The 17,112-nt window shown below is 64.2% G+C and carries 13 protein-coding genes; 6 read left to right on the forward strand and 7 right to left on the reverse strand.

The window, feature by feature from the left end; genetic code table 11:
* Positions 1-37 precede the first annotated feature (37 nt).
* From F4827_RS01880 to purN, 4 genes are all read right to left on the reverse strand, one after another.
* The gene (locus F4827_RS01880) at positions 38-1,237 is read right to left on the reverse strand and encodes an acyl-CoA desaturase (protein WP_183720348.1); all 1,200 of its coding nucleotides are present in this window, start codon (positions 1,235-1,237) and stop codon (positions 38-40) included.
* 262 nt (positions 1,238-1,499) lie between these two features.
* Complete coding sequence (locus F4827_RS01885; RefSeq protein WP_183721328.1) at positions 1,500-2,870, reverse strand: mechanosensitive ion channel family protein; 1,371 nt, start codon at positions 2,868-2,870, stop codon at positions 1,500-1,502.
* Positions 2,871-3,035: 165 nt separating this feature from the next.
* A complete protein-coding gene (locus F4827_RS01890) occupies positions 3,036-4,427 on the reverse strand; it encodes an RsmB/NOP family class I SAM-dependent RNA methyltransferase (RefSeq protein ID WP_183720345.1) in 1,392 nt (463 codons plus the stop codon).
* A complete protein-coding gene (gene purN / locus F4827_RS01895; RefSeq protein WP_183720342.1) occupies positions 4,424-5,098 on the reverse strand; it encodes a phosphoribosylglycinamide formyltransferase in 675 nt (224 codons plus the stop codon). Before purN ends, F4827_RS01890 begins: the two co-directional genes overlap by 4 nt.
* Here purN and F4827_RS01900 point away from each other — a divergent pair.
* From F4827_RS01900 to dut, 6 genes are all read left to right on the forward strand, one after another.
* Positions 5,082-6,281, forward strand: a complete 1,200-nt coding sequence (locus F4827_RS01900; protein ID WP_260174807.1) for a bifunctional riboflavin kinase/FAD synthetase — start codon at positions 5,082-5,084, stop codon at positions 6,279-6,281. The genes purN and F4827_RS01900 overlap by 17 nt on opposite strands.
* 179 nt (positions 6,282-6,460) lie before the next feature.
* Positions 6,461-9,310, forward strand: coding sequence for an isoleucine--tRNA ligase (gene ileS, locus F4827_RS01905; RefSeq protein WP_183720336.1), 2,850 nt, complete (start codon positions 6,461-6,463; stop codon positions 9,308-9,310).
* Positions 9,310-9,837 (forward strand): signal peptidase II, encoded by a 528-nt coding sequence (gene lspA, locus F4827_RS01910; RefSeq protein ID WP_183720332.1) that lies wholly within the window; start codon positions 9,310-9,312, stop codon positions 9,835-9,837. The genes ileS and lspA overlap by 1 nt, the downstream gene beginning before the upstream one ends.
* A 30-nt stretch (positions 9,838-9,867) precedes the next feature.
* Positions 9,868-11,097 carry a bifunctional phosphopantothenoylcysteine decarboxylase/phosphopantothenate--cysteine ligase CoaBC gene (gene coaBC, locus F4827_RS01915; RefSeq protein ID WP_260174806.1) on the forward strand — a complete coding sequence of 410 codons (1,230 nt, stop codon included), beginning with the start codon at positions 9,868-9,870 and terminating at the stop codon, positions 11,095-11,097.
* Between the two features lie 76 nt (positions 11,098-11,173).
* On the forward strand, positions 11,174-12,178 hold the full coding sequence (locus F4827_RS01920) for an LLM class flavin-dependent oxidoreductase (protein ID WP_183720329.1): 1,005 nt from the start codon (positions 11,174-11,176) through the stop codon (positions 12,176-12,178).
* Between the two features lie 10 nt (positions 12,179-12,188).
* Positions 12,189-12,635, forward strand: coding sequence for a dUTP diphosphatase (gene dut, locus F4827_RS01925; protein ID WP_167066791.1), 447 nt, complete (start codon positions 12,189-12,191; stop codon positions 12,633-12,635).
* Between the two features lie 76 nt (positions 12,636-12,711).
* Here dut and F4827_RS01930 read toward each other — a convergent pair whose 3' ends face one another.
* The 3 genes from F4827_RS01930 to clpS all read right to left on the reverse strand — a co-directional run bounded on the left by F4827_RS01930 (position 12,712) and on the right by clpS (position 16,856).
* Positions 12,712-14,115, reverse strand: a complete 1,404-nt coding sequence (locus F4827_RS01930) for an amino acid permease (protein WP_311671964.1) — start codon at positions 14,113-14,115, stop codon at positions 12,712-12,714.
* 138 nt (positions 14,116-14,253) lie between these two features.
* Positions 14,254-16,545, reverse strand: a complete 2,292-nt coding sequence (clpA, locus tag F4827_RS01935) for an ATP-dependent Clp protease ATP-binding subunit ClpA (protein ID WP_183720326.1) — start codon at positions 16,543-16,545, stop codon at positions 14,254-14,256.
* Entirely contained in the window at positions 16,542-16,856 is a 315-nt protein-coding gene (clpS, locus tag F4827_RS01940) for an ATP-dependent Clp protease adapter ClpS (protein ID WP_167066794.1), read from the reverse strand. Before clpS ends, clpA begins: the two co-directional genes overlap by 4 nt.
* Between the last annotated feature and the right edge of the window lie 256 nt (positions 16,857-17,112).

Here is a 17,112-nt window from a genome sequence, read left to right on the forward strand (position 1 = left end):
AATTCTAATGGATTTTCTTCAGGTCACGCAGGGGTCATCAGGCATAACGGCGCAGACGCGACGCGAATTCCTGGAGCGCCTTGATGCCGCTTTGTTCGGCACGATGGCACCAATCCTGAAGCTGTGCCAGCAGTTGTTCGCGCGAAGCGCTCGAACGTTCCCAGATCTGGGCGAGTTCGTTGCGCAGTTCGATGAACGTGCGCATCTTCTGGCTGTTGGCGAAAATCTGCGGCAGCTGGCGCTTTTGCGGCTCGTTCAGGCTGGCTTCTTCCTTGGCGACCCACTTGCTGGCGCCGCGCATGAACTTGTACTTCTCGCGCTCGCCCACTTCCTTGAGGTGCGCCAGTTCCTGGCGATAGGCCTGCTTCACGGCCTTGGCGTAACGCGCCATCACTTCGTAGCGGTTCGACAGCACGGCCTGAAGCGTTTCGTGGTCGGCGACCAGCTTGCCTTCCTTGGCCAGGCGCGGCGTAGGCGCAACCTTCTTGACCTTGGCGAGGCCCACGGCCTGCATCAGACGGATATACATCCAGCCGATATCGAACTCGTACCACTTGTTCGACAGCTTCGCGGAAGTCGCGAAGGTATGGTGGTTGTTGTGCAGTTCTTCGCCGCCGATGATGATGCCCCACGGGAACAGGTTCGTGCTGGCGTCCGACGAGTTGAAGTTGCGATAGCCCCAGAAGTGGCCCAGACCGTTGACGACGCCGGCCGCCCAGAACGGGATCCACGCCATCTGCAAAGCCCAGACCGACAGGCCGACCACGCCGAACAGCGCCACGTCGATCACCATCATGATGCTCACGCCGAGGATCGGGTAGCGCGTGTAGACGTTGCGCTCCATCCAGTCGTTCGGGGTGCCGTGGCTGAAACGGCGCAGCGTTTCTTCGTTCTTCGCTTCGGCGCGATAGAGTTCGGCGCCTTCGAGCATCACCTTCCAAAGGCCGCGCGTTTGCGGGCTGTGCGGATCTTCTTCGGTCTCGCACTTGGCGTGATGCTTGCGATGGATTGCCGCCCACTGGCCCGTGAGCATGCCCGTGGTCATCCACAGCCAGAAACGGAAGAAGTGGCTCGCGATGGGATGCAGTTCGAGCGCGCGGTGCGCCTGGCAACGGTGCAGATACACCGTCACGCCAATAATCGTGACGTGCGTGGCCGCGAGCGCGCAGAGCAGGATCTGCCACCACGAGAAATGCAGCACCCCATGGGCGAGAAAATCAAGCAGGGAATTCAACAAGGTTCGTACCCGTGAAACGAAGCGCGCCGGCTTGTGGCCTTACGCGGTTGTCAGAAAAGTGAAAGCGTTCAGGAGAGTTTGGACGGCATTCTACTAGAACCGTTCCAAGTGTTTGTAACAAATGAAGATTTTTTTCCCTAATGACGTCTGAGTCAACGTCTGGACACCGAATTTTCGCCCTTGGAGGCGCTTTGCCGCACCTGATCCGGCCCATCCAGACGCATCCAGCCTATCGTCCGGGCGCCCTTCCCGATACCCGGATCTAGCGGGCCTGAACCGCCCCGCTTGCCTCGCCTGTTTTAACGGCAGGCGTGGCGGCGTCTGAAGAGATCGCAAACCCTTGACCACCCTGGCCGATGATCCGCACCTCGCGCTGGGCGAATGGAATCGAAATCCCGTGCTCGTTAAATAAGCGCCAGATATTCAGATTCACGTTCGAGCGCACGCTTGACGTCCCATTGGCCGCGTCGGCGATCCAGAAGCCCAGTTCCAGATTGATGCCGTCGGCACCGAAGCCTGACAGATATGGGGTCGGGGCCGGATCGTTCAAGACCCGCTCGACGCCCTCGGCTGCGCGCGCGAGCAGCGCCATCGCCTGCTCGATATCGGTGTCGTAAGCCACCTGCACCGCCGCCTTGGCATAGCCGCGCGTCAGGTACGACGACTGGTTCTGCACCACGTCGGTGATCAATTTTTCGTTCGGGATCAGCGTTTCCACGCCGTCGAGGCCGCGCACCACCGTGTAGCGCGTGCGGATCTGCGTGACCTTGCCCGCGAGGCCGCTCACGTTGATGGTGTCGCCCAGACGCAACGAGCGGTCGATCAGGATGATGAAGCCCGACACATAGTTGCTCGCGATCTTCTGCAAGCCGAAACCGAGGCCCACGCCCAGCGCGCCGCCAAACACGCCCAGCACCGTAATGTCGATGCCGACGATCGACAGGCTGAACAGGATCGCCGCGAACACCAGCAGCGCACGGCCCACGCGCGCGAGCACGACGCGCAGATTGGCGTCGATGGTGGTCGCGCGCATCAGGCGGTCTTCGAGCGCCGCGCCTGCCCAGATCGCCACCACCATGGTCACGCAGACCCACAGCACGCCGTTCGAGAGCGACAGCAGGCTCACATGCGCCGTGCCGATGCGAAAGCGCACGCTCTCCATCCAGGCCAGCACGTCGTCCTGGATGCCCAGCACAGTAAACAGCATGCCGAGCCAGACGATCAACGAAACCAGTTTTTCGACGATCGACAGCCACGCATGCGTCTGGCCGTCGCGGCCAAACACGCGCCGCGCGAAGAAGAACGCGATGTAGATCAGGCCGATGCCGAACAGCGGCACCAGCGCCAGGTTCAACAGCGAGGTGTGAATGAAGTTGCTGGCGATCTCGCGCGCGCCCCAGACGCAGCCCGCGCCGATCAGCGGAAAGAGCGCGCGAGTGAGGCTTTCGGCGCCAAAACGCAGCGCTTCGTAGCGGTCCTGGCGGCGCGCTTCGAGCGCGTGACGCAAGAGGCGCGCGAGCAGCCAGGCTAGCAGCAGCGCGCCGATCAGCACGCCGGACTGCCAGAGCATGACCGGCTGACCGAAGTCGCGGATCACGCCGCCCAGCATGTGTGAGAGCAAACGGTTTTCCATCATGAGCGCTTTCGCGTCGGTAGTACTTTTTAGAACGGGGATAGCGGTTAAGCGGCGCAATGATGCAACGCGGGGCCGCCCGGTCTGAACCGGACGGCCCCGCGCCTTGACATCGCCGGTACTTCACAGGTACTTCGCTGGTCGCGCTAAAGCGCGACTATGCGCTTATTCCACCGCGGCGTCCGGCTCGGCGGCTTCGGGCTGCTGGGCCCTGGCGATCGCGTCGGCGGTTTCGCTCGCGGCGGCCGCTTCATCGGGCGTGGCTTCGGCCTTGGCCTTTCTGGTCTTCGGCTGCGCGTCGCCGCGACGCTCCAGCACGGCGGCAAAGAAGCCGTCCGTGGCGTGGCGGTGCGGCCACAGCGAGAAGTAGTCGCCGGTGTCCAGACCCACGCGCTGGTCCGCCAGCACGTCGCGCGCGGGGATCAGCACGTAGTCCGGATGCGTTTCAAGGAACGCCTTCACGACCGCTTCGTTTTCCGCTTCCAGAATGCTGCAGGTCGCGTAGACGAGACGGCCGCCGCGCTTGAGCAGGCGCGCCGCGCTCGTGAGAATCGACAGTTGCTTGGGCGCGAGTTCCGCGATCGACTCCGGCGACTGACGCCACTTGAGGTCGGGGTTGCGGCGCAGCGTGCCCAGGCCCGAACACGGCGCGTCCACCAGCACGCGGTCGATCTTGCCGATCAGGCGCTTGATCTTCGCGTCGTGTTCGCTGTCGATCAGCACCGGATTCACGTTCGACAGGCCGCTGCGCGCAAGGCGCGGCTTGAGCTTGGCCAGACGTTTGTCAGACACGTCGAACGCATAGAGACGGCCCGAGGAGCGCATCATCGCGCCGAGCGCCAGGGTCTTGCCGCCCGCGCCTGCGCAGAAGTCCACCACCATTTCGCCGCGGCGCGGCGCGAGCAGCGTGCACAGCAGCTGGCTGCCTTCGTCCTGCACCTCGAACCAGCCGTCCTTGAAGGCGTCGAGCTTCGAGAGCGCCGGCTTGCCCGTCACGCGCACGCCGAACGGCGCGAACGGCGTCTCGCCGCCTTCGATGCCCGCTTGCGAAAGTGCACGCAGCAGCTCTTCGCGGCTCGCCTTGATCGGATTCGAGCGCAGATCCAGCGGCGCCGGGTAGTTCAGCGCGGCCGCCAGTTGCGCCATCTCGGCAGGGGCGAAGCGCGGTTCGAGCGCCTTGTAGATCCACTCGGGCAGATTCAGTTGCACGCGCAGCGGCAGGCTGGCCGGATCGATTTTCGCGACGTGTTCAAGCCAGTTCGCTTCCGCGTCCGACAGAAAGGGACGAATCGCAGCGCGGCCCGCCGTGGCCATCAGGCCCAGCAGCGTGAGACGGCGAGTCGGGCTGCCCGTGCCGCTTTCGGCAAGGTGCGCGAACTCCATGCGACGGCGCAGCACCGCGAACACCGCTTCGGCGATCACACCGCGCTCGCCGTGGCCAAGCTTCGGATGCTCGCGGAAGAAGCGGCTGGTCACTGCGTCGGCAGGACCGGTGAATTTCAGAACATCGGCCAGCAACGTCTCAGTTTGTCCAATCAAAAAACCATGTAGCTTCATACGCCCTCCCCGGCGGTGTGTGCTTGTGTTTCGTTTGCGTCGTCAAGGAAGAGCCATTGCGGCTCGGGCGGTGTGAGCGTCACGCGTTCGCCGTCGAGCGCGAGGCGCCCTTCGAGGAACCAGCGGATCGCCCGCGGGTACAGTGTGTGTTCGGTCTTCAGCACGCGAGCAGCGAGCGTCGCGGCATCGTCGCCGGTGCGCACCGGCACGGCCGACTGGGCGACGATCGGGCCATGATCGAGCGTGGGCGTGACAAAATGCACCGTTGCGCCGTGCACGCGGCAACCCGCGTCGAGCGCGCTCTGGTGCGTCTTGAGGCCCGGAAAGCTCGGCAGCAGCGACGGGTGGATGTTGAGCATCCGGCCCGAATAATGCTGGACGAAGCCCTCGGTCAGCACGCGCATGAAACCCGCGAGCACGACGAGGTCGGGCACATAGCCGTCGATGGTCTGCGCGAGCGCCGCGTCGAAGCTGGCGCGATCAGGGTACTGGCGGTGATCGACGACCGCCGTGGCGATGCCATGCGAGGCTGCAAAGGCAAGCCCCGCGGCATCCGGGCGATTGGCAATCACGGCGGCGATGCGCGCGCCCCAAGCTTCATGCGCACAGGCGCGCACGATGGCTTCCATGTTGCTGCCCCGCCCCGAAATCAGGATGACGAGATTTTTCATCCGCGGATTTTATCATTGGGCGGCACACCCAACGCTCGCGCGGCGGCGATCGGCGTCGCGTGCGTTTATAATCTCCTGTTCCGTCGCGGCCCGCCGCCGCCAAAGCGGTCAAATTCGTGGTCTCATCCGGTCATATTCAGGGCGCCTGGCCGGCGTCCGCTCAGGTTCCGTTATCGTGAGAGTCTTCCGCGGTCTTCCCAATGCCGAAAGCCGCGCGCCCTGCGCGCTCACTATCGGCAATTTCGACGGTGTCCACCGCGGGCATCAGGCGTTGCTCGCGCGCGTGCGCGAAGCCGCAGACGCGCGCGGTCTGCCCGTCTGCGTGATGACCTTCGAACCGCATCCGCGCGAGTTCTTCAACCCCGCAAGCGCCCCGCCGCGCATCGCCATGCTGCGCGACAAGCTCGAAGCGCTGCGCGAAAATGGCGTGGACCGCGTGGTGGTCGAGCATTTCAACCACACCTTCGCGAGCCAGTCGCCGCAGGATTTCGTCTCGCGCATCATCGTGGGCGGCCTGCATGCGCGCTGGATGATGATCGGCGACGACTTCCGCTACGGCGCGAAGCGCGCGGGCGATTTCGCCTCGCTGCAGGTCGCGGGCGCGGAACACGGTTTCGAAGTCGAACAGATGGCGACCGTGGCCGATCTTTCCGGCGTGCGCATTTCCAGCTCGGCGGTGCGCGCCCAGCTCGCCGCGGGCGACCTGGAGGCGGCGCGCGCCTCGCTTGGGCGCGGCTACGAAATCAGCGGGCACGTGACGCACGGTCTGAAGCTGGGCCGCGACCTGGGCTTCCCCACGCTGAACCTGCCGATCGGCCACAAGCGCCCGGCGCTCAAGGGCATCTTCGTCGTGCAGGTGCATGGCATCGCCGATCATCCGCTGCCCGGCGTGGCCAGCCTCGGCCTGCGTCCGACCGTGGACGATTCGGGTCGCGTGCTGCTCGAAGTGCATTTGCTCGACTGGCACGGCAACGCTTATGGCAAGCTCGTGCGGGTCGAATTTCTCAAGAAGCTGCGTGACGAGGAGAAGTACGCCGACCTCGAAACGCTGACCGCCGCCATCGCGCGCGACGTGACGAATGCCCGCGCGTGGTTCGCCGCGGCGGGCGTCGTTGCGGGCGCCGATGTCCCTGGCGGGCGTTCCACTGGTTTCGCCACCTCGGCGACCGACCGAATTAGGTGACCTGCGGTCCGCGCGCATCGCGCCCGGCTTGAGCGTTTCAAGCCAGCGCGACGCCCGCCTGGACCGCCCCGCCCCCAGCGCCACGCGGCACCCGCCGTGAACGGCGCGCGAGGCGACGGTTGCGCGGCTAAGCCGCAATGCTGACGCCGTGCAATCCCAGAATTCACCGTGATCTCACCATGAGCGACAAGAAAGCATCCTCCGGCAAGCCGCAGAAGTCCGAATCGAAGTACCCCGTCAACCTGCTCGACACCGCGTTCCCGATGCGCGGCGACTTGCCCAAACGCGAGCCGCAATGGGTCAAGGAGTGGGAAGAGAAAGGCATTTACCAGAAGATCCGCGCCGCCTCGAAGGGCCGCAAGAAGTTCATCCTGCACGATGGCCCGCCGTATGCGAACGGCGACATCCACCTCGGCCACGCGGTGAACAAGATCCTCAAGGACATGATCGTCAAGGCGCGCAATCTGGCGGGCTTCGACGCGGTCTACGTGCCGGGTTGGGACTGCCACGGCATGCCGATCGAAATCCAGATCGAAAAGCAGTTCGGCAAGTCGCTGCCTGCCCAGGAAGTGATGAAGAAGGCGCGCGAATACGCGTCGGGCCAGATCGAAACGCAGAAGCTCGGCTTTAAGCGTCTGGGCGTGCTGGGCGACTGGGACAACCCGTACAAGACCATGAACTTCGCGAACGAGGCGGGCGAAATCCGCGCACTCGCGAAGATCATCGAAAAGGGTTATGTGTTCCGCGGCCTGAAGCCGGTGAACTGGTGTTTCGACTGCGGCTCGGCGCTGGCCGAGGCAGAAGTCGAATACAAGGACAAGACCGATCCGACCATCGACGTGCTGTTCACCTTCGCGCAGCCGGCTGAAACGGCGGCCGCGTTTGGCCTGCCCGCACTGCCGCGCGAGGAAGGCGGCATCGTGATCTGGACGACGACGCCCTGGACGATCCCGTCGAACCAGGCGCTCAACGTGCATCCGGAAATCGAATACGCGCTGGTCGATACGCCCCGCGGCCTGCTGATTTTCGCAACCGAGCGCGTCGAAGCCTGCCTGAAGGACTTCGGCCTCGAAGGCACGGTCATCGCCACCACCAAGGGCGAAAAGCTCTCGGAACTGCGCTTTAACCACCCGCTCGCTTCGGCGCATCCGGGTTACAAGCGCACTTCGCCCATCTATCTGGGCGACTACGTCACGACCGACACCGGCACGGGCATCGTGCACTCGGCGCCCGCCTACGGCGTGGAAGACTTCGTGTCGTGCAAGGCGCACAACATGGCCGACTCGGACATCATCAGCCCGGTGATGGGCGATGGCCGTTATGTCGAATCGCTGCCGCTGTTCGGCGGTCTGTCGATCTGGGACGCGAATCCGAAGATCGTCGATGCGCTCGACGCGGCCGGCACGCTGCTGCGCAGCGAAAAGTACCTGCACAGCTACATGCACTGCTGGCGCCACAAGACGCCCATCATCTACCGCGCCACCTCGCAGTGGTTCGCGGGCATGGACGTCACGCCCAAAGACGGCGGCAAGACGCTGCGCGAGACCGCGCTCGAAGGCATCGAAGCCACCGCGTTCTATCCGTCGTGGGGCAAGCAGCGCCTGTTCTCGATGATCGCCAACCGCCCGGACTGGACGCTCTCGCGTCAGCGTCAATGGGGCGTGCCGATGGCCTTCTTCGTGCACAAGGAAACCGGCGAGCTGCATCCGCGCACCCTGGAGCTGCTCGAAGAAGTCGCCAGGCGCGTCGAAGTGTCGGGCATCGAAGCGTGGCAGACGCTCGACCCGCGCGAACTGATCGGCGACGACGCGAACATCTACGAAAAGAACCGCGACACGCTCGACGTGTGGTTCGACTCGGGCACGACGCACTGGCACGTGCTGCGCGGCTCGCACAAGGACGACCTGCAATTCCCGGCTGACCTCTATCTGGAAGGCTCGGACCAGCATCGCGGCTGGTTCCATTCGTCGCTGCTGACGGCTTCCATGCTCGATGGCCGCCCGCCGTACAACGCGCTGCTCACGCACGGCTTCACCGTCGACGGCGAAGGCCGCAAGATGTCGAAGTCGCTCGGCAACGGCGTCGATCCGCATGAAGTCGCGAACCGTCTGGGCGCGGAAATCATCCGCCTGTGGATCGCCTCGACCGACTACTCGGGCGAACTGGCGATCTCGGAAGAAATCTTGAAGCGCGTGACGGAAGGCTATCGCCGTATCCGCAACACGCTGCGCTTCCTGCTCTCGAACCTGTCGGATTTCGACTTCGAAAAGCACGCGCTGCCCGCCGATCAATGGCTCGAAATCGACCGTTATGCGGTGGCGCTCACGCACACGCTGCAAAACGACGTGCTCTCGCACTACGACCGCTACGAGTTCCACCCGGTCGTGGCGAAGCTCCAGACGTTCTGCTCGGAAGACCTCGGCGGCTTCTATCTGGACGTGCTGAAGGACCGCCTCTACACCAGCGCGCCGGATTCGGGCGCACGTCGGGGCGCGCAGACCGCCCTGCACCACATCACGCACAGCCTGCTGCGCATCCTCGCGCCGTTCCTGTCGTTCACGGCCGAAGAAGCGTGGAAGGTGTTCCAGCCGCAAAGCGAAACCATCTTCACCGAAACCTTCCACGCGTTCCCGGACGTCGCGAACGCGCCGGAACTGATCGCCAAGTGGACGCTGCTGCGCGAAGTGCGCGGCAACGTGACGAAGGCGCTGGAAGAAGCGCGCGTGGCGAACCAGATCGGCTCGTCGCTGCAGGCCGAAGTGCGCATCCTCGCAAGCAGCGCACGTTACGACGCACTCACCACGCTCGGCGACGATCTCAAGTTCGTGCTGATCACCTCGGCGGCGGAAGTCGTGAAGGTGGACAGCGAAGAGCAGGAAGGCGTCGAAGTGGTGACCTCGAAATACCTCAAGTGCGAGCGCTGCTGGCACTACCGCGAGGACGTGGGCGCGAACGCCGAACACCCGGGCCTGTGCGGCCGCTGCGTGTCGAATCTGTTCGGTAACGGCGAAACGCGGAGCGCCGCATAATGGCCAAGACGATGTCGAAGCAGGCGAAGCCGAACGGCGCGGGCGGTTCGAAAGGCGGCACGCTGGTGCCGTGGCTCGGCATCGCGGTGATCGTGATCCTCGCGGATCAGCTCACCAAGATCGCCATTTCGAAGGTCTTCGCCTACGGCGAAGGCCGCATGATCACGCCGTTCTTCAACCTCGTGCTGGTCTACAACAAGGGCGCGGCGTTCAGCTTCCTCGCCGCGGCGGGCGGCTGGCAGCGCTGGGCCTTCACGGCGCTGGGCGTGGTGGCGGCGGTGGTGATCGGCTACCTGCTCAAGCGTCACGCGGGGCAGCGCCTGTTCTGCACGGCGCTCGCGCTGATCCTGGGCGGGGCGCTCGGCAACGTGCTCGACCGCCTGATGTACGGCCATGTGATCGACTTCCTCGACTTCCATCTGGGCGCGTCGCACTGGCCAGCGTTCAACGTCGCGGATAGCGCGATCACCGTCGGCGCCGTGCTGCTGGTATTCGACGAACTGCGCCGCGTGCGCGGTTCGCGCTGAAGCGCGGGTCTGTCCTGAAGGAGCGTTGACTTGAACACCTCCGCAGCTAACTCTGGTGAACTGGCCGGACGCCATCTGGTGCTCGGCATGTCGGGCGGCATCGCCTGCTACAAGATCGCCGAGCTCACGCGTCTGCTGACCAAGGCCGGCGCGACCGTGCAGGTCGTGATGACCGAAGCCGCCACGCAGTTCATCACGCCCGTGACGATGCAGGCGCTCTCGGGCCGCCCCGTCTACACGAGCCAGTGGGACGCTCGCGTGCCCAACAATATGGCGCACATCGACCTGTCGCGCGAAGCGGACGCAATCGTCATCGCGCCCGCCTCGACCGACTTCATCGCCAAGCTCGCCCACGGTTTCGCCGACGATCTGCTCTCGACGCTGTGCGTTGCGCGCGATTGTCCGCTGCTGGTGGTGCCGGCGATGAACCGCCAGATGTGGCAGAACCCGGCCACCCAGCGCAACGTCGCGCAGATCCGCGCAGACGGCATCGAAACGCTCGGCCCCGATTCCGGTCCGCAGGCTTGCGGCGAAGTCGGTGACGGGCGCATGCTGGAGCCGCAAGCCGTTTATGAAGCAATCGTCGCGTTCTTCGCGCCCAAGGTGCTCGCGGGCCGCAAGCTGCTGATCACCGCCGGGCCGACCTTCGAGCCGCTCGATCCGGTGCGCGGCATCACCAACCGTTCGAGCGGCAAGATGGGCTTCGCGCTGGCGCGCGCGGCACAGCAGGCCGGAGCCGAAGTGCATCTGGTCGCCGGCCCGGTCGCGCTGGAAACGCCCTGGGGCGTGTACCGCGAGAACGTGCAAACCGCGCAGCAGATGTACGACGCGGTGATGCGCGGCATACCCGATGCCGATGTCTTTATCGGCGTGGCCGCAGTAGCGGACTGGCGCGTCGATCACGTTGCGCAGCACAAGATCAAGAAGACGGCGGAGCAGCGCATGCCCACCTTCTCCTTCGTCGAGAACCCGGACATTCTCGCCTCGGTCGCAGCGCTGCCCAATCCGCCTTATTGCGTGGGTTTCGCGGCGGAAAGCGGTGATCTGGAGGTGCACGGCGAAGAAAAACGCGCGCGCAAGAAGGTGCCGCTATTGATCGGCAACCTCGGCCCGCTCACCTTCGGTCAGGACGACAATGAAGTCGTGCTGTTCGAGGCTTCCGGTCGCACGCCGCTGCCGCGCGCCGCGAAGGTCGCGCTCGCGCAGACGCTGATCGCCGAAATCGCGAAACGTCTGCCGGATACGGGCATCCTGTCCTGATGCCGTCCTGATGTTGCATCGATGCGCGCGGCGAGGCTCGCGCCTTGCCGCCCGTAGTTGAAGGAGCAGTCCTGCCATGACACTGCTTTCCGTACTGGACCAGTCGCCCGTCATCGCCGGGCACAGCGCGGCGGACGCCATCGCCGCCACCATCGAGCTTGCCCAACTGGCCGACGATCTCGGCTACACGCGCTACTGGTGCGCCGAGCACCACGGCCTGCTGGGCGTGTGCAATCCCTGTCCCGAAGTCATGCTCGCGCGACTGGGCAGCGTGACGAAGCGCATCCGCATCGGCTCGGGCGGCATCATGTTGCCGTACTACAGCCCCTTCAAGGTCGCCGAGCAGTTCATGATGCTCGAAGCGCTGTTTCCGGGCCGTGTCGATCTGGGCGTGGGCCGCGCGCCGGGCGGCGACATGCGCACGGCGCAGGCCGTGGCGGCGGGCGCCTACAATCGCGGCGACCAGTTCGCGCAGCAGGTGCAGGATCTGGTCGGGCTGATGGACGGCACGCTCGCGTCCGACCATCTCGCCAATGGCGTGGTGTTGCAACCGCAGATCACCACGCGCCCGCAGTTGTGGGTGCTCGGCTCCAGCGACTTCGGCGGTGAGCTGGCCGCGCAACTGGGCCTGCGCTTCTCGTTCGCGCATTTCATCAACGCGCACTTCGGCCATCTGGTGGCGAACGCGTACCGTGACCGCTTCCAGCCCGGCCACGAGGCGAAGCCCTATCTGGCCTGCGCCGTGTTCGCGATCTGCGCGGACACCGAAGCCGAAGCCGCCGACCTCGAAAAAGCCGTCGATCTGCGCCGCGTGCAAATGGCCTACGGCCTGAACGCGCCGATCCCGAGCCTCGAACAAGGCCGCGCGCAGGAATACGGCGAACGCGAGCAGATCGTGATCGACCGCGAAAAGCCGCGCAGCATCATCGGTACGCCCGAAAGCGTGACAGAGCGCCTGCAGGCGCTGCAGGAGCGCTTTCAAGCCGACGAACTCATCGTGCTTACCGTCGCGGGCAGCTACAAGGCGCGCCTGCGCTCCTACGAATTACTCGCCGAGGCATTTCAGTTACCTCGAATCTGAACGGAACCCCATGAAAATCGACATCAAGATCCTCAACGAACGCATGCGCGACCAACTGCCCCACTACGCCACGCCGGGCAGCGCGGGCCTCGACCTGCGCGCATGTCTCGACGCGCCGGTCACGCTGGAGCCAGGCGAAACGAAGCTGATCCCGACGGGCCTCGCGATCCATCTCGCCGATCCGGGCTACGCCGCGCTGATCCTGCCGCGCTCGGGTCTTGGCCACAAGCACGGCATCGTGCTGGGCAACCTGGTCGGCCTGATCGACTCGGATTACCAGGGCGAACTGATGATCTCCACCTGGAATCGCGGCCACACCACCTTCACGCTGAACCCGCTGGAGCGCCTCGCGCAGCTGGTGATCGTGCCGGTCGTGCAGGCGCAGTTCAACATCGTCGACGACTTCGAAGCGAGCCAGCGCGGCGAAGGCGGTTTCGGCAGCACGGGCAAGCACTAAGCCTCGCAGCTTCGCTTGCCGTAAAAAAAGAAGCACGCCGTCGGGCGTGCTTTTTTGCTTTGCGCGCGCGGCGCAATCAGGCCGCGACCGTCTGCTCTCGTCGCCGATACCACAGCATGTAGACAATCGTCAGCGCCACGAGGAAGGCCACGCCGTAGGCCATCGTCATGCGGAATTCACGCGTGAACGCCGTGCCAAGCAGAATGCCGAGCATCAGCAGAGCACCCAGCAAACTGGTGAACGGGAAGCCCCACATGCGGAATGTCAGCGGCGCATTGCCCGGCTCCTTGCCTTGCTTCACGCGGAAGAAAATCTGCGTCACGAAGATCATGAGCCACGTGAACATCGCGCCAAACATGGCGATCGACATCATCAGCGTAAACGCCGTTTGCGGCCACAACGCGTTGAGCACGGCGGACACCGCGATGCCGATGGTCGAGAGCGACAGCGCCGCCGTCGGCACGCCCTGGCGCGTGAGACGCCCGAACGCGGCCGGCGCATAGCCCGCGCGCGAGAGGCTGAACATCATGCGCGTGGTGATGTAGAGCTGGCTGTTCATCGCCGATAGCGCGGCCACCAGCACGATGAAGTTGATCGCCCCCGCCGCGTACGGCACACCGGTTTCGGCCATCACTTTGACGAACGGGCTTTCGTTGCCGCCCGCCGCAGTCCACGGCACGATCGCAAGCATCAACGCGAGCGTGAGCAGATAGAACAGCACGAGGCGCACGACGGTCGCACGGAACGCGCGCGTGACGGCGCGCTGCGGGTCCTGCGCTTCGGCTGCGGCCACGGCGATGGTCTCAAGACCCAGATAGCTGAAGAGCGAAACGATCGTGCCCACCCACACGCCCCACCAGCCCTTGGGCAGCCAGCCGCCGTGCGAAGTGTAGTTCGCGACGCCCACGCCCGAACTTGCTGGCGCATGCCAGACGAACCACGCGCCCAGCACGATAAACGCGACGATGGCGGCGATCTTGAGGCTGGAAAAGAGGTATTCGATGGAGCCGTAGGCGCGCACGCTCATCGCGTTGACGACAATCAGCGCCGCCGAAAAGCCCACGATCCAGTACAGCCCCGGCACCTGCGGGAACCAGAACTTCATGTACACGGCGATGGCCGATACCTCGGTACCTACCGCCAGCACATACGCTGACCAGTACGCATAGCGCACCAGAAAACCCGCGAGCGGCCCGATGTAGTGCTCGGCATACGCGCCGAACGAACCGGACGTAGGATGCGCCACCGTCATCTCGGCGAGCGCGCCCATCAGCAGCAAGGCGATCAGCGCGCCGATCGCGTAGGAAATGAGCACGCCCGGCCCGGCGAAGCTGATGGCGAACCCGCTGCCAAGAAACAAACCCGTGCCGACCGCGCCGCCGATGGCGATCATCGTCATCTGTCCGGCGGACAGCCCGCGGCGTAAGCCGCGCTCGCGCTCGACGATGGAATCGAACGCACTCTTTTTATCTGAACTCACCTTCACCCTCTACGGCATGCGGTCATTCGCCAAAGATGCTCGCACGTTATCCGTCGATAGACGTACTTGCGAGCACAAAACAAAACGGCGCGGACCGTGAAGTCCGCGCCGTTCCGGCTGACCTGAAGCGGAAACCGCTTATTCTACTTCGACCGCCTCGGGCGGGCGCGTTGCCGGTTGCTCGTCGAACGTCAGCAGCACCTTGTCTTCCGCATCGACATCCACGGTCACGCGGCCGCCATTCATGAGCTTGCCGAACAACAGTTCGTCGGCGAGCGCACGGCGGATCGTGTCCTGGATCAGGCGTTGCATCGGACGCGCACCCATGAGAGGGTCGAAACCGTGCTTGGCCAGATGGGCGCGCAACGCATCGGTGAACAGCGCATCGACCTTCTTCTCGTGCAGTTGATCTTCCAGTTGCATGAGGAACTTGTCGACCACGCGCATGATGATTTCCTCATCGAGCGCACGGAAGCTGATCGTCGCATCCAGGCGGTTACGGAACTCCGGCGTGAACAGGCGTTTGATATCGGCCATTTCGTCGCCTTGTTCGCGGCGCGTAGTGAAACCGATGGTGGACTTGTTCATCGTGTCGGCGCCCGCATTCGTCGTCATGATGATAATGACGTTGCGGAAATCCGCCTTGCGGCCGTTGTTGTCCGTCAGTGTGCCGTGGTCCATCACCTGCAGCAGCACGTTGAAGATGTCCGGGTGCGCTTTCTCGATTTCGTCGAGCAGCAGCACACAATGCGGCTTCTTCGTGACGGCTTCGGTGAGCAGACCACCCTGGTCGAACCCGACGTATCCCGGCGGCGCACCGATCAGACGGCTGACCGCGTGACGCTCCATGTACTCGGACATGTCGAAGCGGATCAGCTCGATGCCGAGCGTGAACGCGAGCTGACGCGCCACCTCGGTCTTGCCGACGCCCGTGGGACCCGAGAACAGGAACGAGCCGATCGGCTTGTCCGTCTTGCCCAGACCCGCGCGCGCCATCTTGATCGAAGCCGACAGCGCGTCGATCGCCGGATCCTGGCCGAACACCACGGCCTTCAGATCGCGGTCGAGCGTCTGCAGCTTGCTGCGATCGTCCTGCGACACGCTTTGCGCCGGCACGCGCGCGATCTTCGAGATGATCTCTTCGATCTCGCTCTTGCCGATGGTCTTCTTCTGCTTCGACTTCGGCAGGATGCGTTGCGCCGCACCCGCTTCGTCGATCACGTCGATCGCCTTATCCGGCAGATGACGATCCGTGATGAAGCGTGCGGACAACTCAGCCGCCGCGTTGAGCGCTCCCGACGAATACTTCACGCCGTGGTGCTCTTCGAAGCGCGACTTCAGGCCACGCAGGATCGCCACGGTCTGTTCGACCGTCGGCTCGATCACGTCGACCTTCTGGAAACGACGCGACAAGGCCGCGTCCTTTTCGAAGATGCCGCGATATTCCGTGAAGGTGGTCGCACCGATGCACTTGAGCGTGCCCGAAGAGAGCGCCGGCTTGAGCAGGTTCGATGCGTCGAGCGTGCCGCCCGATGCCGCACCCGCGCCAATCAGCGTGTGGATCTCGTCGATGAACAGGATCGCGTGCGGACGCTCCTTGAGCTCCTTGAGCACCGTCTTCAGACGTTGCTCGAAGTCGCCGCGGTATTTCGTGCCGGCGAGCAACGCGCCCATGTCGAGCGAATAGACCTGTGCGTCCGCAAGGATGTCCGGCACTTCACCGCGCGTGATGCGCCAGGCGAGGCCTTCCGCGATCGCGGTCTTGCCGACACCGGCTTCGCCCACCAGCAGTGGATTGTTCTTGCGGCGGCGGCAGAGTACCTGCACCACGCGCTCGACCTCGGACTCGCGCCCGATCAGAGGATCGATGCGGCCATCCTTCGCCATCTGGTTCAGATTCTGCGTGAACTGGGCGAGCGGGGTTTCCTTCTGGCCAGCGGCGTCTTCGGCTTCCGCATTCGCATCGCTCGACTTGGCGGCTTCGCCGCTGCCGGTCTTCGCAATGCCATGCGAAATGAAATTCACCACGTCCAGACGCGTGACGCCCTGCTGTTGCAGGTAGTACACCGCGTGCGAGTCTTTCTCGCCGAAGATCGCGACCAGCACGTTTGCGCCCGTGACTTCCTTCTTGCCGTTGGAAGTGGACTGCACGTGCATGATCGCGCGCTGGATCACGCGCTGGAACCCAAGGGTAGGCTGCGTATCGACGTCATCCGTACCGGGCACCGTAGGGGTGTTGTCGTGAATGAAGTTGCGCAGGTTCTGACGCAGGTCTTCGATATTCGCGGCGCACGCTCGCAGCACTTCGGCGGCCGTTGGGTTATCCAACAGCGCCAGCAAAAGGTGCTCGACCGTGATGAACTCATGCCGCGCCTGACGTGCTTCCATGAACGCCATGTGCAGGCTGACTTCCAGTTCCTGGGCAATCATGCTTCCTCCATCACACACTGCAGCGGATGCCCGGCCTGCCGTGCGTGGGTAACGACTTGCTCAACTTTGGTCGACGCGATGTCCCGCGTATAGACCCCACAAACACCCCTGCCCTCGCGATGGACCTTCAGCATGACTTGCGTCGCGGTCTCGCGGTCTTTATTGAAATACTCCTGCACGACCATCACGACGAATTCCATCGGCGTGTAGTCATCGTTCATCAGGACGACCTTGTACATGGAGGGCGGTTTGACCTTTTGCTCCTGCCGCTCCAGTACAGTTGAATCCTGCTTGTCCGGGATAATCGCCATACACCCATTCTAAACAACTCGGACAGGCCCGCAATCCTGCCGAAACCCGACCGGCCGTCCGGTGAAGCTGGCTCCGTCGCCCTGCATCCTGCGAGCAATCCCTGCGCCTTCTCCGTTCCGGGCTCGATCAACTTCGCCCCGACCGCATCATGCGTGGTCTTACCTGGGCGCCCGGCTGCGGGGCCGGTTCGAATCTTCCTGCCAGCAGCTTTCGGGCCACCGTCGAATCGAGTATCGCACAACCTGCGCGCTCGCG

This window comes from Paraburkholderia bannensis (assembly GCF_014200455.1).
Taxonomy (GTDB): domain Bacteria; phylum Pseudomonadota; class Gammaproteobacteria; order Burkholderiales; family Burkholderiaceae; genus Paraburkholderia; species Paraburkholderia bannensis_A.

Coding starts and splice junctions, on each gene's coding strand:
- clpS (WP_167066794.1), bottom strand. CDS start 16,856: ATGGCGATTATCCCGGACAAGCAGGATTCAACTGTACTGGAGCGGCAG.
- ileS (WP_183720336.1), top strand. CDS start 6,461: ATGAGCGACAAGAAAGCATCCTCCGGCAAGCCGCAGAAGTCCGAATCG.
- lspA (WP_183720332.1), top strand. CDS start 9,310: ATGGCCAAGACGATGTCGAAGCAGGCGAAGCCGAACGGCGCGGGCGGT.
- F4827_RS01920 (WP_183720329.1), top strand. CDS start 11,174: ATGACACTGCTTTCCGTACTGGACCAGTCGCCCGTCATCGCCGGGCAC.
- F4827_RS01900 (WP_260174807.1), top strand. CDS start 5,082: ATGACGAGATTTTTCATCCGCGGATTTTATCATTGGGCGGCACACCCA.
- clpA (WP_183720326.1), bottom strand. CDS start 16,545: ATGATTGCCCAGGAACTGGAAGTCAGCCTGCACATGGCGTTCATGGAA.
- purN (WP_183720342.1), bottom strand. CDS start 5,098: ATGAAAAATCTCGTCATCCTGATTTCGGGGCGGGGCAGCAACATGGAA.
- dut (WP_167066791.1), top strand. CDS start 12,189: ATGAAAATCGACATCAAGATCCTCAACGAACGCATGCGCGACCAACTG.
- F4827_RS01890 (WP_183720345.1), bottom strand. CDS start 4,427: ATGAAGCTACATGGTTTTTTGATTGGACAAACTGAGACGTTGCTGGCC.
- F4827_RS01885 (WP_183721328.1), bottom strand. CDS start 2,870: ATGGAAAACCGTTTGCTCTCACACATGCTGGGCGGCGTGATCCGCGAC.